Below are 24,091 nucleotides of genomic sequence, written 5' to 3'. Positions count from 1 at the left end.
CGGTCGTCCCGCAGCCCTCGGATGCGGAGGGGACGCACAGCGTCTTTTACTGGCCGCCTCGGCCTTAATGTTCGTTCTCCGCTGGCTGCGGCCAAAAACAAATTGGCTATGCTTTTGCGGTTCTCCGAACCGTCGGCCTTGTCGCCCAGGCGCGGAGCGCCTCGGGGGGGATGGGCGACAGGCCGAACCCGGCAGAATCAAGACGAACTGTTGGCCATGCTCTTGCGGCTCTTTGAGCCGCCGGGCCTGCGCGCTGGGCTTTCGGGCCGCCCCCCGAGCGCGCGGCCCGAACCCAACAGACAGCGGCGCCGCCCGCACCAGACAGCCCCGCCCCGAGACAAAGCCCCCACACCGCGAGGAATCGCCGGAAAATGTTACCTTTGCCAGCGAAATACACCCCTTATCCCATGAATAAAACGGCCGACTACCGGTTCACCATCATCGTACCCGTCTACAACGAAGAAGACAACATATATACCCTCGAAGAACGGTTGCGGGCCTACCTGCCCGCAACCACAGCAGGAGGGCAGCCCGCCTGCGCGCTTTTCGTGAACGACGGCTCGAAAGACCGCTCCGGCGAGCGGCTGCGCGAGATCTGCGGACGCAACCCCCACTTCTACTGGCTCGACCTCGCCCGGAACAGCGGCCTGAGCGCCGCCATGAAAGCCGGCATCGACGCCACCTACTCCGAATACGTCGGCTACATGGACGCCGACCTTCAGACCGCCCCCGAAGACTTCGACCTCCTGCTGCCCCATATGGGCGAATATGAGATGGTTATGGGTATCCGCACCGGCCGGAAAGACTCCTTCGTGAAAAACATGTCTTCCCGGATCGCCAACGGCTTCCGGCGGATGATGACCCACGACGGCGTCGAAGACACCGGCTGCCCCTTGAAAGTCCTCCGTACCGACTACGCCAAGCGAATCCCCTTCTTCACCGGCATGCACCGATTTTTGCCCGCCCTGATCCAACTCCAGGGCGCACGCGTGAAGCAAGTGCCCGTAAGGCACTTCCCCCGCGTCGCCGGCCAGTCCAAATACCACCTCTGGAACCGGCTCGCCGGCCCCTTCATGGACTGCTTCGCCTACCGGTGGATGCGCAAACGCTACATCGACTACCGCACCGGCGACACCAACCTTTAGTCCGTATTCCGTCCCCCCATGCACCCGCTCGCCATCGACAGTTTAGGTTACCTGGCCCAGCTGCTCTTCTCGGCCCGGTTTTTCGTCCAGTGGATCCTGAGCGAACGCGCCCGGCGCGTCCTCTCGCCCACCATCTTCTGGCAGATCAGCCTCGTCGCCGCCTGCATCTTTTGCCTCTACGGCTGGCTTCGGAACGACTTCTCCATCATCCTCGGGCAATTCGTCACCTACTACATCTACATCTGGAACCTCAACGCCCGTCGAGCCTGGAAAACCCTCTGGCCCCCGATCCGCTGGACCATCTTCGCCCTGCCGCTGGCCGGCATCCTGTGGATCGCCCTGAACTGGAGCGACTTCCTCGCCCACCTCTTCATCGAGAGCGACCTCCCCGGCTGGCTCATCGCCCTCGGCACCGGCGGACAAATCATCTTCACCCTCCGCTTCGTCTACCAATGGTGGTACTCCCGACAGCGCGGCGAATCGATCCTCCCGCTCGGCTTCTGGCTCATCAGCCTCACCGGCTCCACCATCATCATCGCCTACGCCTTGATTCGCGGCGACATGTACCCCCTCATCCTCGGGCACCTCACCGGCGCCTTCGTCTACACCCGTAACATCATCATCTTCAACAAACAACGCACCGCTCAGGCCACAGCCTCCGACAGCAACGACCGACCATGCGAAAACACCTCGACACGATAGGCACCGACTGGAGCCGCTACCTGCTTCTTTTCCTCGCCATCCTCCCCCTCTTTCTCTTCCGCGACCTCACCCGGAACAACGAACTCCGCTATCTGAGCATCGCCGACGAAGCCATCCGCGACGGCCACCTCTTCACCTTCTACAACCACGGCACAGCCTATGCCGACAAACCGCCGCTTTTCCTCTGGATGCTGATGCTCGGGCGGACACTCTTCGGGCACAACCTCAGCGCCCTGATGAGCTTCATGAGCCTCTTTTCGGCCGTACCCGCCCTATTGATTCTCCGCGTGATGAACCGCTGGGTGCGCCCCTTCGTCATCGATCCCCGGGCCCGGCTCGCCGGACAACTGATGCTCTTCACCAGCGTCTACTTCCTCGGCGCCGCCGTCATTCTGCGGATGGACATGCTCATGTGCCTCTTCATCGTCCTCGCCCTGCACACCTTCTGGCGGCTGTACAGCGGCGCCTCGGACAGCGAAGGCCACCTGCGCCGCGACCGATGGCTGTTTCCGGTCTGGGTATTCCTCGCCATCTTCTCCAAAGGACCCGTCGGGATACTCGTCCCCTTGGTGAGCGTCATCCTCTTTCTGGCGATTCGCCGCGACTGGCGAACCATCGGACGCTACTGGGGCTGGCAGACCTGGGGCATTCTGCTCGGCCTCTGCCTGCTTTGGTTCGGCGCCGTGTACCTCGAAGGCGGCACCGCCTATTTGGACAACCTGCTGGTGAAACAGACCGCCGGCCGCGCCGTCGACGCCTTCCACCACAAAGCGCCCGTATGGTACTACGCCGTTTCGATCTGGTACTCCCTCGCCCCGTGGTCGCTCTTCGCCATCGGCGTTCTCGCGTGGGGCCTTTGCCGTTGGCGGCAGACCGCCGCGACCGACCTGGAACGCTTCTTCCTCGTCGTCGCCCTCTCCACCTTCGGCGTCCTCTCTCTCGTCAGCTCCAAAATCCAGATCTACCTGCTGCCCGCCTTTCCCTTCTTTATCTACCTCGCCCTCCTGTGGAGCGCCCGCGAAGGTACCCGCGGCTGGATGCGCTGGCTCATCGGGATTCCAGCAGCCGTACTCGCCCTCGCTTTTCCCGCCTGGCTCATCGTCGGCTACCTCGCCCCGGAGCTGCCTGTTCGTGAATCCCTCTTCGTACCCATCGGCACCGCCGTTTTGTCCGTCGCCGCCGTGTGGAGCCTCGTCCGGCTGTGGCGCGGACGACTCTACCCCGCCATCACCCTGCTCGGCAGCGGCATCCTCGCCACCCTTTTCGTCCTCTCGTTCGCCCTGCCCCGGTTCAACAGCTACATCGGGATGGGCGACGTCTGCGGCGCCGCCAAAACCGTCGGTGACGCCGCCGGGATCGACCGCTACTACACCTACGGCATCAGCCGCGCCGAAAACATCGACGCCTACTTAGGCCTTCCCGCCGAAAGTCTTTCCGCCGAAACACTCGACACCTTGCAACACGGCATCGTCATCACCTACCGCTCCCGGATCGGCTACGACGAAGCCCTGACCCGCGCATTTTCGGGCCGGGAAGTCCACCGCGTGGGCAACTACGCATTCGGCGTGTTCGACCGGGCCGAGACAACGGATCAACCATGAAGATATTAGTAACCGGTGCCGCCGGCTTCATCGGCTTCCACACCATCCACCGCCTCTGCGAGCGAGGCGACCAGGTCGTCGGACTCGACAACCTGAACGACTACTACGCCGTCGAGCTAAAACACGCCCGTCTGGCCGCCTCGGGTATCGCCTCCGCACCCGCCGACCGCCACTTCGCCACCAGCCACACCCTGAACAGCTACCGTTTCGTCCGGGCCGATCTGACCGACAAAGCCTTTATCGACCGCCTCTTCGAGACCGAGCATTTCGACGCCGTGATCCACCTCGCCGCACAAGCCGGCGTGCGGTACTCGATCGAGAATCCGTACGCCTACATTCAGAGCAACGTCGTCGGTTTTCTGAATATCCTCGAAGCCTGCCGCCACTTTCCGGTAGCCCATCTGGTCTACGCCAGCTCCAGCAGCATCTACGGGCTGAACGAGCAAGTTCCCTACGCCGAGAGCGACATGACCGACCGTCCCGTGAGCCTCTACGCCGCGACCAAGAAGTCCGACGAACTGATGGCCCACGCCTACTCGAAACTTTATGGGATTCCCGCCACCGGCCTCCGTTTTTTCACCGTCTACGGCCCTTGGGGACGCCCCGACATGTCCCCGTGGCTCTTTCTGAGCGCCATCACCGAAGGCCGTCCGATCCGCGTCTTCAACCACGGCCGGATGGAACGCGACTTCACCTACATCGACGACATCGTGACCGGCGTCTGCGCCGTCGTCTCGCAGCCGCCCGCAGCGAACCGCCACGGCGTGCGGACAGCCGTCTACAACATCGGCAACAGCGCACCGGTTCCCTTGATGGATTTTATCGGCGCGATCGAGCGGTCGGCAGGGCGCGAAGCCGTGAAAGAGTTCACCGAGATGCAGCCGGGCGACGTCGTGCGCACCTATGCCGACACGACCGCCCTGGAGCGGGATTTCGGCTATCGTCCCTCGACCCCGTTGCAGGAAGGCATCGACCGATTTTGTGCCTGGTACCGGCAATATCACGGCCTGTAACGATAAGATTCTACAAAGATTTCACCCTCGTGTCTGGACTTGGTCTGACTTTACGCGAGCGACCGACGTGGATCAGCCTTTGACCGGTACCTTCCCTTATTATTCGGACGGGAAAGCCGGTGAAAAGTACAGTACAGGGGATTACAAAGCCACCAACGGTCGTCTCTACAAGGTAAGCACCTCGGGCGCGGGAACCCCGCTCGCCTGGTACCCCGCCCCGGGCTTCCGCGACGGAGGAAACAACAACCGATTCGGAAATCTGACGGGTGTCGGGTACGACGGATTCAGTAGCTCGTCCACAGCCAGCAATACCGGTCATGGCAGTTTGTACTTCAACATGCAATACTTCAACTCCGGTAGTACAACTATCCGCGGCCACAGTCTTCAGTTGCGCTGCCTCTCGGAATAAACGAGGGTCGAGGCATTTGGGGTCGAGGCGACCAGTAAAACGCCCTGTCGGCGGCCCGCCCCGGGCTACCGCCACTACTCTTCGGGCAAGCCGGGTGGCCTCGGCAACTACGGATACAGTTGGTCTTCCTCCTTTGGCGGAACTGGCGGCATGTACTTGAGCTTCGCCGCGACAGAGCTCACCCTCAACTACTCGGGCAACCGTGCCGGCGGTCGTCAGTTGCGTTGCCTCTCGGAATAAACGGGACAAGAGCTTTCGCCGGAACCGATTGAGGGCTTAAAACCCAAACTTCTACCGATTTTTTCCATTCGGATTTTGCGGATCATGCGGCACCGCCCCGGGCTGCCGCCACAACGCCTCGGGCAGTCTGACGTACGTCGACAACTACGGTTTCAGCTGGGCTTCAACGGTCAGCGGCACCAATGGCATGAGCTTGAATTTCAGCGTAACGTGGCTCAATCCCAGCAACGCGAACGGTCGCGCCTCCGGTTATCAGTTGCGTTGCCTCTCGGAATAAACGGGACAAGAGCTTTCGCCGGAACCGATTGGGGGCTTAAAACCCAAACTTCTACCGATTTTTTCATTCGGATTTTGCGGATCATGCGGCACCGCCCCGGGCTTCCGCCACAACGCCTCGGGCGGTCTGACGTACGTCGGCAACTACGGTTTCAGCTGGGCTTCAACGGTCAGCGGCACCAATGGCATGAACTTGAATTTCAGCGTAACGTGGCTCAATCCCAGCAACGCGAACAACCGCGCCTCCGGTTATCAGTTGCGTTGCCTCTCGGAATAAACGGACGCACAGCGTCTTTTAATGCCAGCCTCTACCCTACTTTTGAGCTGAGTCCTGCGGTTCGAAGAATCGCACGGGCCGAAGCCTCCCCCAGCGGAGGCCCGCAACTGACGTTGCTTTTGGGCCCCGCAGGCTTCGGCCCGAATCACTAGAGCATATTCCTATCTATTAAGCGAAAACGCACTGTAAGCGGATCGGACACCCGGGAGGGACGGCAACTCTCGGCGCGGAACGGCGGGTTGCGAGCCTCACGGGTCGCAAAAGCTCCCCCCCCATCCACTCTCCATTTTATTGGATTCGGGCTGCGCGCTCCGGGGGTGGGCCGAACGGCCCAGCACGCAGGCCCGGCGCTCCTACGGGTCGCAAGAACAACGACCTATTCACCGCCCCCCGTTTTGCGAGGTTCGTCCTCGGGCACACCTTGTTAAAGTTGTTCGCCGCCAGCGGAGGCGCAACGAGCTCCGTCGAGTTGCAGCCCGCCGCGTGGGGTGGCGGCGAACTGCGCGACCCAAAGGGTCGCAAGAGCAATGCCCAAAGCCCGGCCAACAGCTCAGCCCAATCCACTGCCCAAATCTCAGCCCCATACTCGGCCCGGCGCGGCTCGAAAACCGCAACCGGTTTTCGAGCCCGAAGAACAGGCACAGCCCACAGCTCGCCCCAGTTCTCCGCCCCGTGTCAGCCTCACTGCGGCTCCGCTTGCGCTCCGCCACTGCCGTCGCCCGCGGCAATTCTTGCCGGATTGGCCAAGTGCCAACCGGCAGAATATGCCATTTAAGCGGGCGGGCGACGGATTTTTGCGCATAAGGCGAGCTTTGTTCGCGCGCCTGGGGAAATCTTGTCAAAACACGCAAGCGCATTTTGACGATTTCCCTCTTTAGGCGTGGCGCGCGATAGGTTTGAGGATACTGTTCTTTTTGTGAACAAAAAGAACAAAAAAAACTTTAGACGGATGCTGACGCATCCTTAAGCTGCCGGCGGCCTTAACCAATGCGGCAGCCGCGTCCCAAATCACAAAACAGCCTCTACCCCAACAAATCGTGGCAGCCTCTACCCAAATCCCGCAACCCCCTCAAGAATACCCACAACAGTCAGCCCCTTTATCACTACATATAGCGATTGCCCGAAACGAATGTAAACCCTTTCTTTGCGCTTTCAACCACCGGTTCCAACCACAGCCTCTATCGAGAATGAGACGCCTATTCCTTTTGTTGCTGAGCTGCACCCTCCCGCTCCTCGCGGACGCCGAAGACCGCGACACCACCCGCACCGTCGAATCCGAAGAGATCGTCGTCCGCTCCTCCGCCAAAGAGACCAACGCCCTTCAGAGCCTTCCCGAAGCTGTTTCCCTCATCACCCCCACCCGGATCAACAACCGCCAGATCGAATCCGTCAAAGACCTCAGCGCCTTCGTTCCCAACCTCTTCATCCCCGACTACGGTTCCCGGATGACCACCCCCGTCTACCTGCGCGGCGTCGGCGCCCGGAGCAGCGGCCAGAGCGTCGGCCTCTACGTCGACAACATCCCCTACATGGACAAATCCACCTTCGACTTCGACTTCCTCGACATCCAGCGCATCGAAGTCCTCCGCGGCCCCCAGGGTACCCTCTACGGTCGGAACGCCATGGGCGGCATCATCAACGTCTACACCCTTTCCCCCCTCGAATACCAAGGCCACCGCCTCTCCGTCGGCGGCGGCAGCCACGGCAACTGGCAAGCCCGGATATCGAAACTCGCCCGCTTCGGCCACCGAGCCGGCCTGAGCGTCGGCGCCTACTACGACCGCGACGGCGGCTACTTCACCAACCAATTCACCGGTCGAAAAGCCGACCGCGGCCAATCCGCCGGCGGCCGTCTGAAATTCGAATGGCAAATCACCCCCCGCCTGAAAGCCATGCTCGCCGGCGGGTTCGACTTCACCGACCAGGACGCCTTCGCCTACGGCCTCTACGACAAAGAGAGCGGGAAAATCGCCCCCGTAGACTACAACGACCCCGGCCACTATCGCCGCCGGATGAGCAACAACTCCCTGCGGCTCGAATACCTCACCGACCGCCTCCAGCTCACCTCCAACACCGGCTACCAGTGGCTCGACGACGACATGTCCATGGATCAGGACTTCACCCGCCAGAGCATCTTCACCATCGACCAGCGGCAACGCCAGCACTCCGTCAACCAGGAGCTCGTCCTTCGCTCCGTCCGCGAAGACCGCCGCTACAAATGGTCCGTCGGCCTCTTCGGTTTCTACAACGCCCTGACCACCGACGGCGACGTCGTCTTCAAGGAAGACGGCATCCGCGACATCCTCCAGCCCGTTTTCGACGGCATCCCCATGCCCGTCCAGCTGACCATCCTCGACGACCGCATCCCCAACCCCGGCACCTACCGCACCCCCGCCGGCGGCATCGCCCTCTTCCACCAATCCACCATCGACGACCTGCTGACCCCCGGCCTCTCGCTGACCCTCGGCCTTCGGCTCGACTACGAACGCCAGACCCTGAAATACAACACCTCCATGTCGCTCGACCTGCGGGCCGAAAACCGGCCCGGCGGCCCCCAGATGCTCCCCCCCGGCGGCATCCCCATGCCCCTCGCCAAGACCCTGACCGGCACCGACCATCAGGACTTCTGGCAATGCCTGCCCAAAATATCCCTCAAATACGAATGCACCCCCGACATCATGACCTACGCCACCGTGGCGAAAGGCTACAAAGCCGGCGGGTACAACATCCAGATGTTTTCGGAAGTGATGCAAGACAGCCTGCGCTCCGCCCGCCCCGCCATGAGCGGCGGCAGCGGTCGTCCCGGCGCATCGACCGGTACGAAAGCCGACGGCGCGGCCGGAGGAGAGCTCCGGAACGCCCTGGCCTACAAGCCCGAAGAGACCTGGAACTACGAACTCGGCACCCGAGCCCGCCTCCTCGGCGGCCTGCTGGAGACCGAAATCGCCCTCTTCTGGATGGACATCCGCGACGTGCAACTGACCCAATTCGTGAACGGCGGCAGCGGCCGCATCCTGACCAACGCCGGCCGCGGCCGGAGCTACGGCGTGGAACTCTCCGCCTGCGTGCGCCCCGTACAAGGGCTGAGCTTCGACCTGAACTACGGCTACACCCACGCCACCTTCCGCGACTACGACGGCGGGATCGACTCCGACGGCCAACAGATCGACTACCGCGGGAAACGCATCCCCTACGTACCCCAGCACACCTTTTCACTCGGCGGCGCCTACTCCCTCAACCTGCCCGACCGGTGGGTGAACCAGCTGACCTTCGCCGCCCAATACACCGGCGCCGGCCCCATCTATTGGAACGAATCGAACGACGTCCGGCAAGACTTTTACGGCCTTCTGAACGCCAAAGTCACCCTCCGCCACGACTTCGTGCGGCTGGAACTCTGGGGCCGCAACCTGCTGAACACCGACTACGGCGCCTTCTATTTCGAATCCTTCGGCCGGTCGTTCGTCCAGCGCGGCAAACCGCTGACCTACGGCGCCAACCTCGTCTTCGCCTTTTAGAGCAGCCCCCTCTCCGCGAAGCTGAACGACTCGCGATCCGAGACAATCACATGATCCAGCAGCCGGATATCGAAATATCCCGCCGCCCGCTGCAACTTCCGCGTCTGCTCCGCATCCTCCCCGCTCGGCGAAGCATTTCCCGACGGATGGTTGTGCACCAGCACGATTCCCGACGCATTCCGATCCAACGCCCGGCGGATCACCACCCTCGGATCGATCACCGAGCCCTCGATTCCGCCCTGACTCACCCGGAACCGTTCGATGATCCGCTTCGACCTCGAGAGCAGCATCGCCCACACCTCCTCGTGCGGCAGATCCGCCAGCAGCGGCTGGAAAATCGCGACGATATCGCGACTCCCCGCAATATAGTCCTGCGCCGGCCTTTCCGCCGCCCCTCGCCTGCGTCCCAGCTCCAACGCCGCCGCGATGCTCACCCCCCTCGCCAGCCCGATCCCGTTGAACCGCTGCAACTCCGCGAGACTCTTTCGCCCCAGCTCCACCAAATCTCCCCCCACCGCATCCAGCAGCCTGCGTCCGATCTCCACCGCCGAGCACTCCACCGTACCCGACCCGATCAGCACCCCCAGCAGCTCCGCATCCGTCAGCGCCGACGCCCCGCGACTCATCAGTTTTTCGCGCGGCCGATCCTGTTCGTTCCACTCCCTGATCGGCCGTCGCGCCTTATTGGGCCACTCTTCCATAAGCCGTAACGACAAAAAGTTTACAAATCCAGCTCCCGCACATACATCGGCATATCCTTATCCCCCCGTCCCGATACATTCACCACCACCACCTCCTCCGGTCGGAAACTGAGCTGCGGCAACGCCGCCAGCGCATGCGCCGACTCGATCGCCGGAATGATCCCCTCGAGCTGCGCCAGCTCCAGCGCCGCCTCCAGCGCCTGCCTGTCCGTCGCCGTGAGCACCGTCGAACGTCCCGTCTGCGCCAGATAGGCGTGCAGCGGCCCGATCCCCGGATAGTCCAGCCCCGCCGAGATCGAATAGGGCTCCCTCACCTCCCCGTTCTCATCGAAAAGAATCATCGACCGACTCCCGTGCAGCACCCCCAGCGTGCCGCACGTAAGCGACGCCGCATGCTCCGTCCCCTCGGTTCCGCGTCCCGCCGCCTCGACCTGCACAAGCCGCACCGCCTCGTCCTCCAGAAAATGGTAGAACGCCCCCACCGCATTGCTCCCCCCGCCGATGCAGGCGATCACATAGTCCGGCGTCTCGCGTCCCTCCAGTTCCGCCAGCTGCTGCCGGATTTCGGCACTGATCACCGCCTGCAACCGCGCCACGATATCCGGGAACGGGTGCGGCCCGACCGCCGACCCCAACAGGTAGTAGGCCTCGGGATGCGACACCCAGTACGCCAGCGCCTCATCCACCGCATCCTTGAGCGTCGCCCCACCGCTGGTGACCGCTTCGACCGTCGCCCCGAGCATCTTCATCCGCGCGACGTTCAACGCCTGCCGTTCGACATCCACCGCCCCCATATACACCGTACACCGCAACCCGAGCATCGCACAGACCGTCGCCGTGGCCACCCCGTGCTGTCCGGCCCCCGTTTCGGCGATGATGTGGGTGCACCCCATCTCCTTCGCGAGCAGAATCTGCCCGATGGCGTTATTGATTTTGTGCGATCCGGTGTGGTTGAGCTCCTCGCGTTTGAGGTAGATCCTCGCGCCGTACCGGGCGCTGAGCCTCGGCGCGAAATAGAGGGGCGACGGCCGCCCGGCATAGAATCTCAGCAGGTCTGCGAACTCTTTTTTGAACTTGGGGCTTTCGAGAATCCCGACATACCGTTCGGTGAGCTGGTCGATATTCTCGCGGAGTTCATCGGGCACAAAAGCGCCGCCGAATTCGCCGTAGTAACCGTTTTCGTCTACGTGGTAGTTCATGGTATTTGTAATTTTTAGTGTTTTTATTCGGTATGGTGTCGCGAAAAAGAGAAAGGCCGCCGGTGAGTCCGACAGCCTTTTCTGAGTGTTTTTTGCAACTTGGAACAAAGGTGTAAAGCGGTGCCTCACGCGAATCGATTACGAGTCGTGCGCCACCACCATGCTTGTGCCAAAGTCGTTGTTTTCATTCTTCCGATTGTCGTCCGGATGTGCTCCGGACATCACAAATGTACATAAAAAATCGAATTTCCAAACGATTTTCGAACACATTCGATTTTTCTTGCGTCTCCACGATCCGCCACCGCCCGCCGAACAGAAAAAACGGATTCCCGACCTCTGTCCGACAGCTGTCGCCCCGCCCCGGGCAACCTCAGCAGCCATACGAGTTCCCAGGGCGGCGTCGGCTTCAGCGGATACAGCTGGTCTACTCTGGCGACCGGCACTTATAGTGTGGGATTACATTTCGACGTAACGTGGCTTGCTCCCGGGTATATGAACAATCGTGCTATCGGTTTTCAGTTGCGTTGCCTCTCGGAATAAACGGTGCCGCTCGGCACCCGAAAGATGGCTGGAACTACCCTAAGTAATCGACAGCCTCTACCCTACTTTTGAGTGGAATCCTGCGGTTCGAAGAACCGCGCGGGCCGGAGCCACCCCAGGCGTAGGCCTGCAACGTCGCGAAGCTCGTTTCCGGCTACGCTGGCTCCGACCCGAATTACAAGAGCACATTCCTATCGGTTGAATGAAAGCGCGCCACATGGCAGGCCGGACGCCCGGGAGATGCTGTTGTGGGGTAGAGGCGGCCAGTAAAAGACGCTGTGCGTCCCTCCCGTGGGAAGGCGTCCGGCCCGCGCGACCTTTCAGGTCGCAAGCATTCAGCCTAACTCACGGCTCAATCCACAACCTAAATCTGTCGGGTTCGTCCTCGGCGCCCCCCCACGCGCCGCTAAAGCGTCGCTCTCGCCGCGGACGGCGACTTAAAGGTCGCAATAGTTCCGCCGTCAGCACCGCCCCAATTCTTCGGGTTCGGGCCGCGCGCTCCGGGGGTGGGCCGAAGGCCCAGCGCGCAGGCCCGGCGGTTCTTCGAACCGCAAAAGCACGGCCCATTCGTCCGCGACCTGTTTGCAGTCGCCGCCAGCGGAGAGCAGCAACGAGCGCCGGCGAGTTGCAGTCCGCCGCGTGGGGTGGCGGCGAACTGCGCGACTCTGCGAGTCGCAAAAGCTCGGCTCAAAGCACCGCCCCGTGTCGGCCTCACTGCGGCTCCGCTTTCGCTCCGCCGCTTTTTGCCGTCGCCCGCCTAAAGAGGGATTTTTGCGCAGGGACAAGTTTTTCGCGCGCCTGCACGATTCATTCTATTTCGGCTCACCGCCGAAATAGCTGAATCGCTCCTTTAGGCGGGGCGCGCGTCTGTCCTACGGGAGGGTACTGCGCTCAGGCCGCGCGGGCCCCACGCCCCGTGGACGGGCGAAACTGCGTTTCGCTATGGCAGCCTCGGCCCAATTTCCTGTTCCGCGAGCCCACAACAGCCAATCGGCTGTGTCAGCCCAAACAAGCCCCTCACGCCACAGAGTCGCCCTACTTATGCATCCTGATTTTGTAATTCACCCCCAGCGTAATCGCCATTTGATCCGCCGGCGACCGAAACGGATTGCCCTCATACTTCGTCACCCCCTTGTAGACATCCGACAACCCGATGTTATAGCGGAACTCCGCCGAGATCGAAAACCGCCGGATCGCCACCAGAAACCCCGCCCCGAACGTCACCCCGTACTCCCAGCGATTGTCCCTCGTCGGATCATACTCATACTTTCCCTCCTCGATCACCTCCCCCGTCACCTCATTGAACTCCCTGAAGCGCGAATCGAGCGCATAGCTCACATACGGCCCCGCGCTGAGATAGAACCTCGATCCCCCCTTACCCAACGGCAGATACGGCTGCCAGAGAATCGGCACCTCGATCACACTCCAGACCCGTTCCGACACCTCCTCCGAATCGAAATAGCGATGCACCCTGTACCCCTTCTGCGACCAGTTGATATCCGCCTCGATACACCCCACATACTTCTGCGCCGGGACATCGAACTTATAGGAAATCCCCCCCACCATCAGCCCCATCTTCATTTTCGTCTGCCTCGTCGGTTCGAACCGGATCGACCCCATCGCATACCCCCCCCTCACACCGATATAGTGATCCACCTTGACCGGCGCCCAGGCCGCGCTGAGCGTCTCCGACGGCACCCCCCGCTCCTGCCCCCTCACCGTCCCGCAGCCCGCCCCCAGAGCGACGGCCACAGACCAGACCAGATATTTCAACCTATTGATTTTCATTCCCATGTATCATCAAAACCGCCCGAACAATTCATCCACATCCACCTCCACCCCTACATCCCAATTCTCCTTCGCCAGAATATCTCGCCCCGAGACCGGATGCTCCCAGAAACGGATCCTCTCCGGCTGCCTCCGATCGACCAGACTGCCCGTATCCCACTCCCCGTTTCCGTTGCGATCCTCCGTCACCCGGAGCCGATAGCGATTCGGCGGCAGATACTGCAACTTATAGACCCCTCCCCTCACCGCATGCGTCACCCTCCTCACCGTCTTACCGTCCCTCGTCTGCCACTCCAGAATATACTCCGTTCCCGGCACGCTATCCCCCTCCGCAAGGCCCGACAGACGGATGATCGCCGTTCCGAAGCGGCTCGTATCCGCCACCCGGAACGTCGATTTCAGCGTATCGTTCGCCTGGAACGCCACATCGAGGAAGACACTGTCCGGAATCAGGAGCGCATACTCCTCGTCCGGTCTCCAGTCCGCCCGAATCGTCAGCATGCGTCGCGAAACCGTATCGAAATCGACCGTGAAAGCCTCCGGCTGTTCGACCTTCTGCACCGTCGCCTCCGTGGCCACCGTCTGCCGGTCTCGGCTCGGCAGCGCCGCCGCCCCCGCCGTGAGCCTCGTGAGCCGAATCCGGCTACTGTCCACCCTCCGCAACGGATAGTCGAACACCATCCGGATATGGTTGTCCGGAATCAACGGATTATCCGCCAGGACATTGAACCCGAACAGATTCGGCGCCCCCGCCTCCTCTTCCCCCCGTTTCGGTTTTTCGACCTGCGTCGTATCGACATCCACCTGTTTGAAGAGCGTACTGTCCGCCAGCAGCTCCGCATCCGTCCGTTTCGGATCGCCCCTCCGCCGGCTGATCACCCTCGCCACCCTGATCCATTTTTTCTGCAACCGCTCAGCCCGTTTCGCCCGTCGCCGCTCCTCGCGCACCTTCCGGACACTATCCGCATACGCCGTATTCGATCGCTGCACCCTTCGCGGCGCATTCCGGTCGAAGACCCGATGCACGAACGAGAGCGTCTCGCTCCGCACCTGCGGCTGCCAGACACTGTCCTGCGTCATATACTCGATCCTGACCCTCACCGTATCCGGCAACAGCTCCGCCTCCTGTTTCGTCGGCGGTTCTATCCAGTACCAGACCGTATCGCCCTTGATCCCGTCCTCCCTCTTCAGCCACGTCGAATCGATCCCCTCCGGCACGAACGAGACGATCCGCTGCCGTTCCCTATTATTGAAGACGATCTGCAACTGCTGCCTGATCGGCCGTTTCTGCTCCAGAATCATCGTCCTCTGCTTCGGCTCCTCCAGGAAGAGTTCGAACACCAGCTGCGGCGGTTCGATCCGTCTCCTCGGGCCGCGCCGTCCCTCCGCCGGGTCGATCCACATGTCGAAATCCGGCATGCGCGTCGGGTTGTAGACCGAATCGAGCATCGCGATATAGTCCTTTCCCGGTTCATAGCGTTGATTTCCGTTCTTGTCCAGCATCGCATAGATCCGGTAGTCCCGATCCCGCAGAATATCGGCCAGAAACAGCCCCGAACTGTCCGTCCGGAAGATCGCCCTCGCCCGCGCGTTGAACATCACCGAATCGTACGCCGCCGCCGAGTCCGCCTCCGCATCGAAGAAGAAGACCATCGCCCCGACCACCGAGTCCCTCGTCTGCGCATCGACCACCAAACCGCTCATGATGAGCGTATCCAGCTCCGCCCCCGTCGAGAAGATAAAGGCGTAGTTTCCCAGCCGATTCCCCTCGTTATTGTCGGCGATCGAGTTTCCGAAATCGATCCGATAAGTCGTCCCGCTGTCCGGTTTCTCCTCGAAATCGACCACGATCGACCTCCCCTTTACCGTCAGCTGCGGTTGCTTTCCCGTCGGCGACGGCGGCGAAACGAGCATCTCCTTCTGCTGGTCTCGCAGAGCGACATATTCGTTGAAATTCAGCACGATGCGTTTCCCGTCGAAATTCACCGTCCGCTGCATCGGCACCGTCCCGACCACCAACGGCGGCAGCGAGTCGCGCGGCCCCCCCTGCGGCTGCGCAATCGAAGCGCACCGCACGAAGATCGTGCAACCGAGCAGCACGAACAACAGATCGCGTATCCGAAACTCTCTCATCCGCGTATAATCCTCTTTGTTTCCGTAAAATTTTCGTCCCCCACACCGACCAACGCCGCAACGGCCAGCGCGTCCCCCGCCACACCGGCCCCCACCGCAACGGCATTCCGTTCCTCCGCCGCAACAGCCTCCCTGCCGCCCGTTCCCGTCTCACCGAATCCCGCCCCCGTCCGAACAACAAATATAGGTATATTTTCCCGCCCGGCCGCTGTCCCCCGAAAACCGCCTCTCTTAACCTGAAAACCGTCTCTCCTAAGGAGCCGGAGACGACCGTTCTGAAAACGGAACGGCGACCGCCCTGAAAGCCATGCTCTCAAGCCGGTCGCCGTCCCGGCGCAGGAAGCAGAAAGCTTCCCCGCCGCATAAATCCGACGCCTACATCCGTCCCCCGCCGAGCGCCCGGTAGAGGGTAATCATGCTCTGAATCTCCGAGAAACGGTTGGCCACCCGGCTGAGCTGCGCCGTGAGCAGCGTCTGCTGCGCCGTCAGCACCTCCAGATAGGTCGTATTGCCGTGCTTCATCAGCAACTGCGTACTCTTCGTCGCCGTTTCCAGCGACGCCACCTGTTTTTCGTAGTAGTCCGCCTTCTCCTTCGCCGTCTGATACAGTTCCACCGCCTCGTTCACCTCTACCCCCGCCTGCAGGAGCGTCTGTTCGAACGTCAGCTGCGCCACCTCCTGTTCCGCCTTGGCGATCTTGAGGTTGGCCCGATTGGCTCCCCGTGCGAAGATCGGCTGCATCAGCTGCGCCACCGCCGACGCGACGAACTTGGCCGGATTGACGATCATGCTTCCCGCACTATTCGTCCACCCCGCGCTCCCGCTGAGCGTGATGCTCGGATAGAAAGCCGCCCTCGCCGCGTTGGTCGTATAGAAAGCCTGCGCCAGCGACAGTTCCGCCGCCCGCACGTCCGGCCGGTTGGCCAGCATCTGGATCGGCACCCCTACCGAGAAGGTCTCCGGCATCCGCTGTTCCGCGAGCCGTCCCCGCGCAATCCCCTGCGGCGTGCGCGCCAGCAGGAGATTGATCGAATTCTCCGCCCGGTTGATCTGTTCCGCCAGGTCGAGCACCTGCGTGCAAATCCCGTAATAGGTCGCCTCCGTCTGCGCCAGCGCCGCCTCGGTCACCATCCCCGCCTTTTTCATCGCGCGGGTCGTTTCGACGCTCTGTTTCCAGATCGCCTCCGTTTCGACCGCAATCCGGTGCTGCGCATCCAGCATCAAAAGCGTGTAGTACGCATTGGCCATCCCCGCCACCAGTCCCGTCTTCACCGCCTGCTCGTACTCCTGACTCTGTTCGAAGCCGGCCTTCGCCTTGCGTTTGGCATTGGTCAGTTTGCCGAAGATGTCGATCTCCCAGCTCGCCGCCACCGGAATGTTGTACGTCTGCACCGCCCGTTTGGTATCGACGCTGCTGACCGCCGCCTCCGGCGTGAAGGCGATCGAGGGCAGGTACGACAACCTCGCCGCCCTGAGCCCCGCCTCGGCCTGCTCCACCCTCAGCGTCGCCGTCCGCATATCCGTATTCCTCACCAGCGCCGAGTCGATCAAGTCCCGCAGATACGGATCCGTAAAGACCTCCCTCCACGACAAGTTCCCGAAATTGGTCGTATCCTTCCCCTCCGACAGCCCTGCCCCGTACAAACCCTCCGGCACCTCCTCCGTCGGCTGATATTTTTTATAGATGCCGCAGCCGCTCAGGATCAGAGCAGCCGCCGACATCGCGATGATTCTCTTCATACGTTGGAATTTACTTGGTTTTGAACGCACTCCGTCGCGTCACTACTTTTTCGACGTATCGATTCCGGCCTCCTTCAACTCTTTTTCGGTCTCCTCCATCTCTTCCTGGATCTGCCAGTCCTCGGTCGGTTCCGTCTGCAACGGTTTGATCTTCTCCTGCAACCACTGGAAGGCGATGAAGAGCGACGGCACCACGAAGAGCATCGCGAGCGTCCCGATCACCATCCCGCCGACGACCCCGCTCCCCAACGACCGGTTCCCGTTGGCCCCCACCCCGGTAGCCGCCATCAGCGGCAACATACCGAAGATCATGGTCAATGCCGTCATCAGAATCGGCCGCAGGCGCGCCTTCGCCGCACTGACCGCCGAAGCGATCAGGCTCATCCCCGCGTGCCTGCGTTCCGTGGCATACTCCGTGAGGAGGATCGCCGTTTTGGCGATCAGCCCGATCAGCATGATCAGCCCCGTCTGCAAGTAGATGTTGTTCTCCAGGCCCATGATTTTGGCGAAGAGGAACGTCCCCATCAGCCCGCACGGCACCGAGAGCAACACCGCGAACGGCACGACGAAACTTTCGTACAACGCGCAGAGGATCAGGTAGACCATCAGGAAACAGATCGCGAAGATAATCCCCGTCTGTCCGCTCTGCTGGCTCTCCTCGCGCGTAATCCCGCCGAAGTCGTACCCATATCCGATCGGCAGTGCCGCCGCAGCCGTCTCCTCGACCGCCCGAATGGCGTCCCCCGTACTATATCCCTCCGCCGGCATCGCACTCACCGCAATCGAGTTGTACATATTGAACCGGCTCAAGGTTTCCGCCCCGTACACGCGCGTCAGCGTCACAAACTGAGACAGCGGCGCCATTTCGCCATTAGCCAGCCGCACGAAAGTATTGTCGAGCGACTTCTCATCCATCCGGTGCTTCGGATCGGCCTGCATCATCACCCTGTACACCCGCGAGAAACGGTTGAAGTTCGAGACATACTGTCCCCCGTAGTATCCCGCCAGCGTGCTCAGCACCGCATTCGGCGTCGTCCCCGCCCGCTTGCACTTGGCCGCGTCCACATCCACCATCCACTGCGGATAGCGCACGTCGAACGTCGAGTAAGCCATCGCGATCTCCGGCCGCTGGTTGAGCGCCCCGAGGAACTGCTGCACCGTTCCGTAGAACGTATTGATATCTCCGCCCGCCTTGTCCTGCATCTGGATATCGAGCGAGTTCCCCATCCCGTAGCCCGGGATCATCCCCGGCGACATGGCGAAGACCTGCGCATCCTTGATATCCGCCGTCCGGGCATAGATCTGTCCGATCACCGCATCGACCGCATCCTCCTTCTTTTCCCGTTCGTCCCACGGTTTGAGCTTGACGATCGCCATCCCGAACGAGCTCCCCTGTCCCGAGATCAGCCCGTACCCGGACACCACCTGCAAATTCTGCACCTGCGGAATCGTCAGCAGCCGCTGTTCGATTTGGCCCATGATTTCATTGGTCGTCTGGAGCGAGTTCCCCGGCGCCGTGCTGACATTGACCATAATCGTCCCCTGATCCTCCTGAGGCACGAGACTCGTTTTGGTCGTCTCCATCAGGTAGACCAGCGCCGCCACCGAGCAGATCAGCAGCCCCCACGTCAGCCAGCGATGTTTCACGAAGACCAGCACGATTTTCTTATACTTTTCGCTGATCGTCCCGAACGCCGCATTGAACGCCTTCCGGAACTTCGCCGCAAAGTTGTTTTTCGAACTTCCGTCCTCATTGGTGTACGGTTTGAGCAGGAGCGCGCACAGCGCCGGACTGAGCGTCAACGCATTGACCGCCGATATCCCGACCGCCACCGCCATCGTCAACCCGAACTGCGTGTAGAACGTCCCCGACGTCCCCCCCATGAACGAGACCGGGATAAAGACCGCCATAAAGACCAGCGACGAAGTGATCACCGCCCCGCTAATCCCCTTCATGGCATCGATACTTGCCATATACGACGACCGGTACCCCACATCGAACCTCGCCTGCACCGCCTCGACGACGATAATGGCGTCGTCCACCACCGTCCCGATCACCAGCACCAGCGCGAAGAGCGTAATCAGGTTGATCGAGAACCCCGCCAGCGCCATGAATGCGAACGTCCCGATCAGCGAGACGATAATCCCGATGAGCGGGATAAACGTCGACCTCAAATCCTGCAAGAAGACATAGACCACCAGCGTGACGAGGATAATCGCCTCGATCAGCGTCTTGATCACCTCGTGAATCGAAGCGAAGAGGAAGTCGTTCGAACTCATGAGCTGCGTCATCGCCACCCCCTTCGGGAAACTCTTGGCCGCCTCCTTCAGGAAAGCATCGATCTTCTGATTGACCTCCGTAGCATTCGACCCCGCCGTCTGGAAGACCATACAAGCGATCCCCGGATGTCCGTTCAGCTTCCCGTGGAACGCATAACTCTCCTGTCCCAGCTCGATATCCGCGATATCCTTGAGTTTGAGCACCTCTCCGTCCTCCGTCGACCGGACGACGATTTCGCCGAACTCTTCCGGCGTCACCAGGCGCCCGCGGTACTTCATCGTATACTGGTACGTTTCGTCCGAATTTTCGCCGAACGACCCCGTCGCCGCCTCGATATTCTGTTCCGCCAGCACCTGCGCCACATCCGACGGAATGAGCTTATATTGCGCCATCACGTCCGGCTTCATCCATATCCGCATGCTGTAATCCGCCCCGAGCACCATCAGGTCCCCCACCCCCGTGATCCGGAGGATTTCCGGTTTGAGGTTGATCGTCAGGTAGTTTGCCAGGAACGTTTCGTCATACGTATCGTCCGGGCTATAGAGCGCGAACATCTGCAAGATACTCGTCTGTCGCTTCGAAGTGGTCACCCCCACCTGCGTCACCTCCGCCGGGAGCTGCCCCGTCGCCCGTGCCACCCGGTTCTGGACATTGACCGCCGCCATGTCCGGATCGACCCCCTGTTTGAAGTAGACCGTAATGGAGACCGTCCCCGCATTGGAAGCCGTCGACGTCATGTAGGTCATATCCTCCACCCCGTTGATCGCCTCCTCCAGCGGCGCCACGACACTCTTCTGCAACGTTTCGGCACTCGCCCCGAAATAAGTGGCGCTCACCTGAATCGTCGGCGGCGCGATATCCGGATACTGTTCGACCGGCAGCGTGAAGAGCCCGATGATCCCCACCACGACGATCGTAATCGAGATCACGGCCGACAAGACCGGTCGTTCGATAAATTTTCTAAGATTCATGCAATTATTCCTCCCCGTTGATATTTGAGACTCCTCTCCTCCGAATGATTATTCCTTGTCCGTATGCCGCCGAATGGCCTCCGCCTTGGCCGCATCCTCGTCCGCCTGGCGAGTCTGCGCATCCTGAGCTTTCGACTCCTGCGCCTGCGGTTCCTGCTGCGCCTCCGGTTGTTGCGCCTGAGGCTCCTGCTGTTGCTGTTGCTGCGGTTGAGCCGCCTGCTGTCCCTTCGGCACGATCGGCGTCCCCTCACGCAACAAGCCGACCCCTTCCGCCACAATCACATCGCCCGGCACCAGCCCCTCGTTCACGATAAACTCCCGTCCGCCGTCGACCCTCGTCACCTGCACCGGCGTCGCCTGCGCTTTTCCGTCCACCACCTTGTAGACGAACCGTCTGTCCTGAATTTCGAACGTCGCCGACTGCGGAATCACCACGACCCCCGTCCGCGTGACCGGCACCACCACATTCCCCGTCCCTCCGGAGTGCAGCAGCCCCTCCTTGTTCGGGAAGACCGCCCTGAGGCTCACCGCCCCCGTCGCGCGGTCGATCACCCCGCTGATCGTTTCGATCTTCCCGCCCTGCGCGTAAGTCGACTTGTCGCTCAACGTCAGCGTAATTTCCGGCATCTGCTTCAGCGCCGCATCCTTCGACCCGTACTCCCGGATCAGATCGAGCAGCTGATTTTCCGTCATCGAGAAGTAGACGTACATGTCCGAATTATCCGACACCGTCGTCAGCGGCTGCGGCATATTGGCACTCACCAGCGTCCCCACCCGATAAGGCAGCGTTCCGACCACCCCGTCCGACGGACTCTTCACCACCGTGTACGACAGACTGTTCCGTGCATTGACCTCCTGCGCCTTGGCCTGCGCCAGCTGCGCCTTGGCCGCCAGCAGCGTATTCTTGGCCGTATTCATATCGAACTCCGACACGACATTCTCCTTGAACAGCTCCTGCCGGCTGTCGTAATTCAACTGCGCCGTGGCCAGCTGCGCCTCCGCCGCCGCCACATTCGCCGTCGCCGTCTGCAACGCCGCGCGGTACGGCACCTGGTCGATCACGAAGAGCGTCTGTCCCTTTTTGACCCGCTGCCCTTCCTTCACCGCCACCTGCGTGAGCGTTCCCCCCACCTGCGGATAGATATCGATATCCTGTCTCCCCCGAATCGACGCCGAATAGACGCTCGACAGCGTCCGGTCGGTCGGTTCTACCGTCAACACCTCATATTGCGCCACCATTTGCGCCGGCGGAGCCTGCTGACACCCGACGGCCGCCGCACAACAGAGAGCCATCAGACCCATCCGTTTCATCATCATGCTAAACTTTTCGTTCATAGCTGCGTTCCTGTTTGGATTTGTATATAGAGTGCAAAGATACATTTTTCGTCCGAAGAAAAACCGGTTAAACGTCTTTAGTTTTGGTCTTTTTCGGAACACCCCCGTCCGGCCATTTTCCGGAAAACGCTATTTTTGTTGCCGATCAGCCCAATCGAACGCTTATGAAATGGCCAAATTCGGAAATGCTTCTGGTTCAAAACACCTTTTTTGCCGGCTCCAGCCCGCTGAAACCGACCGCCTCGCGCCTTCGGAAATTAGAAGGCGGCCTTTTTCTAATCGGCCTGAGCGGTCGCGCCACCATCCGGATCGACCTGAAGTCCTATGAGATCCGGCCCGACACCTACCTCGTCCTGCTTCCCGGCTCGATCGTCCGGCTGGAAGAGGCGAGCTCCGACTGCACCGTCTCGCTCTTCAGCTTTACCCGCGAGATGTTCGGCCAGGCCTCCATGCGGCTGGAGCTCGGCTTCTTCACCTTCCTGAAAGAGCACCCCTGCTACACCGACCTGAACATCTACACCTCGACCATCCACGCCCTGATGCAGAGCGCCTCCTCCGTCTACGCCGACAGCGAGAACCGTTTTCAGACCGCGATCGCCCAGCAGCTGTTGCGTTGCCTGCTGCTGGAGATCTACGACAAATCGTACCGCGTCTTCGGCGGTCGCGAGATCGTGGGCGGCAACCGCCAGGAGGAGCTCTTCAAGAAATTCATCGCCCAGGTACACGAGTACGCCGGCGTCGAACGCGAAGTTTCGTTCTACTCCGACAAGCTCTGCATATCGGCGAAATACCTGACCGGTATCTGCCGTCAGGTCGTCGGGACGACCGCCAAGACGATCATCGACGAGTTCGCGATCCTGGAGATCAAGGCCCTGCTCCAGTCCACCGAGTTGACCATCCAGGAGATATCGGATCGCCTCCGTTTCACCGACCAGTCCTATCTGGGGCGTTACTTCAAGCGCCACGAAGGCATCTCTCCCAAAGAGTACCGCAACAACCACCTTTAAGCCCCCTGTCCGTTACGGTTTTGCGCCGGTTCGCTTGAGAGCTTTCGATCCGTTAGACAGAGAACCGGCATTCAAGTTTAAAGAGAGCCCATCATTTTGGGCATTTTGGGGGAGCGTAGAGACTTGATCGGTTTTTGAAGTAGAGATATCCTTTGCGGGTATAGGCACCGTTATCTAATGCGGCATTGGGGTAGAGGCGGGCCGGTTCGAGTGCCGAGCGTCCCCGCCCCGGGCTACCGCGAAAGAGAAACGGGTAACCCCATGAGCATCGGCAATCGGGGATATAGCTGGTCTGCCACCATAACGACACATTACAGCCATCTTTTGTACTTTTACATGAGCCTGGCCAGTCCCAGCAATTCGCACAGCCGTGCCTACGGTCTTCAGTTGCGGTGCCTCTCGGAATAAACGGGGGTAGAGGCGACCAGTAAAACACCCTGTGGGTGCGCCCCGGGCTACCGCGATGCGGGAGACTTCGGTGAATCGGGTGATTTGATGGCTATCGGGTGTAACGGATACTGCTATTCATCGTCCGTAACTGACACAAATTGTCTGTATTTAGGATTCTATATAACGCGTCTCCCTATAAATGATGCAGGCAGTCGTGCTCACGGTCTCCAGTTGCGGTGCCTCTCGGAATAAACGGGCAGGAGAGCTTTCGACGGAACCGATTGGGAACTTAGAACCCGGACTTCTACTCATTTTTTTCATTCGAATTTTGCGAATCACGCGGCCCGCCCCGGGCTGTCGTGATGCGGGTAACGAAGGGCGATTAGGCGATCTGATGTACGTCAGCAGCTACGGATACAGCTGGTCATCGACGGCTAGCGGCACAAATGGCATATACTTGTATTTCTGCGCGGCGTGGATCGATTCCAGCTTCGCGTACCCTCGTGCCTACGGTTTTCAGCTGCGTTGCCTCTCGGAATAAACGGGGGAAGTGCCGTGTCTTTTTAATGGCAACTTCGTTTGGGAACTGCCTCCTGCGGTTCGCAGAACCGCGCGGGCCGGACGCCTCCCCCTCGGGAGGCCCGCAAACTCACGATGTTCGTTGCGTTCCGCCCGGGCGTCCGACCCAAATCAATTCCAGCCTAATGCACCACCCCCCATCCTTTCATGTTCGGCCTGTCGCCCGGCCCCCCACGCGCCGCTAAAGCGTCGCCCCCGCCGAGGACGGCGATTCCAGAGGAATCGCGCTATTCGCTCTCGGACTAAAGC

At 60.9% G+C, this 24,091-nt stretch carries 16 protein-coding genes; 9 read left to right on the top strand and 7 right to left on the bottom strand.

Annotated elements, in window-relative coordinates; genetic code table 11:
• The first annotated feature begins 407 nt into the window (after nucleotides 1-407).
• From ACTO3O_RS07620 to ACTO3O_RS07595, 6 genes are all read left to right on the top strand, one after another.
• Nucleotides 408-1,145, top strand: coding sequence for a glycosyltransferase (locus ACTO3O_RS07620; RefSeq protein ID WP_297830872.1), 738 nt, complete (start codon nucleotides 408-410; stop codon nucleotides 1,143-1,145).
• A gap of 18 nt (nucleotides 1,146-1,163) precedes the next feature.
• Nucleotides 1,164-1,847: a lipid-A-disaccharide synthase N-terminal domain-containing protein gene (locus ACTO3O_RS07615; protein WP_294594476.1), complete on the top strand. Its 684-nt coding sequence runs from the start codon at nucleotides 1,164-1,166 to the stop codon at nucleotides 1,845-1,847.
• Nucleotides 1,823-3,448, top strand: coding sequence for an ArnT family glycosyltransferase (locus ACTO3O_RS07610; protein WP_297830874.1), 1,626 nt, complete (start codon nucleotides 1,823-1,825; stop codon nucleotides 3,446-3,448). Before ACTO3O_RS07615 ends, ACTO3O_RS07610 begins: the two co-directional genes overlap by 25 nt.
• Nucleotides 3,445-4,461, top strand: a complete 1,017-nt coding sequence (locus ACTO3O_RS07605) for an NAD-dependent epimerase (RefSeq protein ID WP_297830876.1) — start codon at nucleotides 3,445-3,447, stop codon at nucleotides 4,459-4,461. Before ACTO3O_RS07610 ends, ACTO3O_RS07605 begins: the two co-directional genes overlap by 4 nt.
• A 79-nt stretch (nucleotides 4,462-4,540) precedes the next feature.
• Entirely contained in the window at nucleotides 4,541-4,870 is a 330-nt protein-coding gene (locus ACTO3O_RS07600) for a hypothetical protein (RefSeq protein ID WP_297830878.1), read from the top strand.
• A gap of 1,980 nt (nucleotides 4,871-6,850) precedes the next feature.
• Nucleotides 6,851-9,178, top strand: a complete 2,328-nt coding sequence (locus ACTO3O_RS07595; protein ID WP_297830880.1) for a TonB-dependent receptor — start codon at nucleotides 6,851-6,853, stop codon at nucleotides 9,176-9,178.
• Here ACTO3O_RS07595 and radC read toward each other — a convergent pair.
• From radC to ACTO3O_RS07560, 7 genes are all read right to left on the bottom strand, one after another.
• Nucleotides 9,175-9,894, bottom strand: a complete 720-nt coding sequence (gene radC / locus ACTO3O_RS07590; protein ID WP_297627393.1) for a RadC family protein — start codon at nucleotides 9,892-9,894, stop codon at nucleotides 9,175-9,177. The genes ACTO3O_RS07595 and radC overlap by 4 nt on opposite strands.
• 5 nt (nucleotides 9,895-9,899) lie before the next feature.
• The gene (gene trpB, locus ACTO3O_RS07585; protein WP_297830882.1) at nucleotides 9,900-11,078 is read right to left on the bottom strand and encodes a tryptophan synthase subunit beta; all 1,179 of its coding nucleotides are present in this window, start codon (nucleotides 11,076-11,078) and stop codon (nucleotides 9,900-9,902) included.
• 1,575 nt (nucleotides 11,079-12,653) lie between these two features.
• A complete protein-coding gene (locus tag ACTO3O_RS07580) occupies nucleotides 12,654-13,406 on the bottom strand; it encodes a porin family protein (protein WP_300727526.1) in 753 nt (250 codons plus the stop codon).
• Between the two features lie 12 nt (nucleotides 13,407-13,418).
• On the bottom strand, nucleotides 13,419-15,539 hold the full coding sequence (locus tag ACTO3O_RS07575) for an Ig-like domain-containing domain (RefSeq protein ID WP_297831456.1): 2,121 nt from the start codon (nucleotides 15,537-15,539) through the stop codon (nucleotides 13,419-13,421).
• Nucleotides 15,540-15,914: 375 nt separating this feature from the next.
• Nucleotides 15,915-17,279, bottom strand: coding sequence for a TolC family protein (locus tag ACTO3O_RS07570; RefSeq protein WP_297831458.1), 1,365 nt, complete (start codon nucleotides 17,277-17,279; stop codon nucleotides 15,915-15,917).
• A 42-nt stretch (nucleotides 17,280-17,321) separates the two neighbouring features.
• Nucleotides 17,322-20,531, bottom strand: a complete 3,210-nt coding sequence (locus ACTO3O_RS07565) for an efflux RND transporter permease subunit (RefSeq protein ID WP_297627380.1) — start codon at nucleotides 20,529-20,531, stop codon at nucleotides 17,322-17,324.
• A gap of 48 nt (nucleotides 20,532-20,579) precedes the next feature.
• Nucleotides 20,580-21,866 (bottom strand): efflux RND transporter periplasmic adaptor subunit, encoded by a 1,287-nt coding sequence (locus ACTO3O_RS07560; protein ID WP_297831461.1) that lies wholly within the window; start codon nucleotides 21,864-21,866, stop codon nucleotides 20,580-20,582.
• Nucleotides 21,867-22,030: 164 nt separating this feature from the next.
• Here ACTO3O_RS07560 and ACTO3O_RS07555 point away from each other — a divergent pair, with 164 nt between their 5' ends.
• The 3 genes from ACTO3O_RS07555 (at nucleotide 22,031) to ACTO3O_RS07545 (ending at nucleotide 23,804) form a co-directional block, all read left to right on the top strand.
• Nucleotides 22,031-22,873, top strand: coding sequence for a helix-turn-helix domain-containing protein (locus ACTO3O_RS07555; protein WP_482596652.1), 843 nt, complete (start codon nucleotides 22,031-22,033; stop codon nucleotides 22,871-22,873).
• Nucleotides 22,874-23,134: 261 nt separating this feature from the next.
• On the top strand, nucleotides 23,135-23,281 hold the full coding sequence (locus tag ACTO3O_RS07550) for a hypothetical protein (RefSeq protein ID WP_297627374.1): 147 nt from the start codon (nucleotides 23,135-23,137) through the stop codon (nucleotides 23,279-23,281).
• A gap of 376 nt (nucleotides 23,282-23,657) precedes the next feature.
• Nucleotides 23,658-23,804 carry a hypothetical protein gene (locus ACTO3O_RS07545; protein ID WP_297831468.1) on the top strand — a complete coding sequence of 49 codons (147 nt, stop codon included), beginning with the start codon at nucleotides 23,658-23,660 and terminating at the stop codon, nucleotides 23,802-23,804.
• The last annotated feature ends 287 nt before the right edge of the window (nucleotides 23,805-24,091 follow it).

The organism is Rikenella sp. (assembly GCF_056799795.1).
The sequence above is the reverse complement of the archived record's forward strand: the minus strand, read 5'-3'. Positions and strand labels throughout refer to the sequence as shown.

Coding starts and splice junctions, on each gene's coding strand:
- ACTO3O_RS07570 (WP_297831458.1), bottom strand. CDS start 17,279: ATGAAGAGAATCATCGCGATGTCGGCGGCTGCTCTGATCCTGAGCGGC.
- ACTO3O_RS07575 (WP_297831456.1), bottom strand. CDS start 15,539: ATGAGAGAGTTTCGGATACGCGATCTGTTGTTCGTGCTGCTCGGTTGC.
- ACTO3O_RS07560 (WP_297831461.1), bottom strand. CDS start 21,866: ATGAACGAAAAGTTTAGCATGATGATGAAACGGATGGGTCTGATGGCT.
- ACTO3O_RS07610 (WP_297830874.1), top strand. CDS start 1,823: ATGCGAAAACACCTCGACACGATAGGCACCGACTGGAGCCGCTACCTG.
- ACTO3O_RS07565 (WP_297627380.1), bottom strand. CDS start 20,531: ATGAATCTTAGAAAATTTATCGAACGACCGGTCTTGTCGGCCGTGATC.
- ACTO3O_RS07595 (WP_297830880.1), top strand. CDS start 6,851: ATGAGACGCCTATTCCTTTTGTTGCTGAGCTGCACCCTCCCGCTCCTC.
- ACTO3O_RS07545 (WP_297831468.1), top strand. CDS start 23,658: ATGTACGTCAGCAGCTACGGATACAGCTGGTCATCGACGGCTAGCGGC.
- ACTO3O_RS07555 (WP_482596652.1), top strand. CDS start 22,031: ATGAAATGGCCAAATTCGGAAATGCTTCTGGTTCAAAACACCTTTTTT.
- ACTO3O_RS07605 (WP_297830876.1), top strand. CDS start 3,445: ATGAAGATATTAGTAACCGGTGCCGCCGGCTTCATCGGCTTCCACACC.
- ACTO3O_RS07550 (WP_297627374.1), top strand. CDS start 23,135: ATGAGCATCGGCAATCGGGGATATAGCTGGTCTGCCACCATAACGACA.
- trpB (WP_297830882.1), bottom strand. CDS start 11,078: ATGAACTACCACGTAGACGAAAACGGTTACTACGGCGAATTCGGCGGC.
- ACTO3O_RS07615 (WP_294594476.1), top strand. CDS start 1,164: ATGCACCCGCTCGCCATCGACAGTTTAGGTTACCTGGCCCAGCTGCTC.
- ACTO3O_RS07580 (WP_300727526.1), bottom strand. CDS start 13,406: ATGAAAATCAATAGGTTGAAATATCTGGTCTGGTCTGTGGCCGTCGCT.
- ACTO3O_RS07620 (WP_297830872.1), top strand. CDS start 408: ATGAATAAAACGGCCGACTACCGGTTCACCATCATCGTACCCGTCTAC.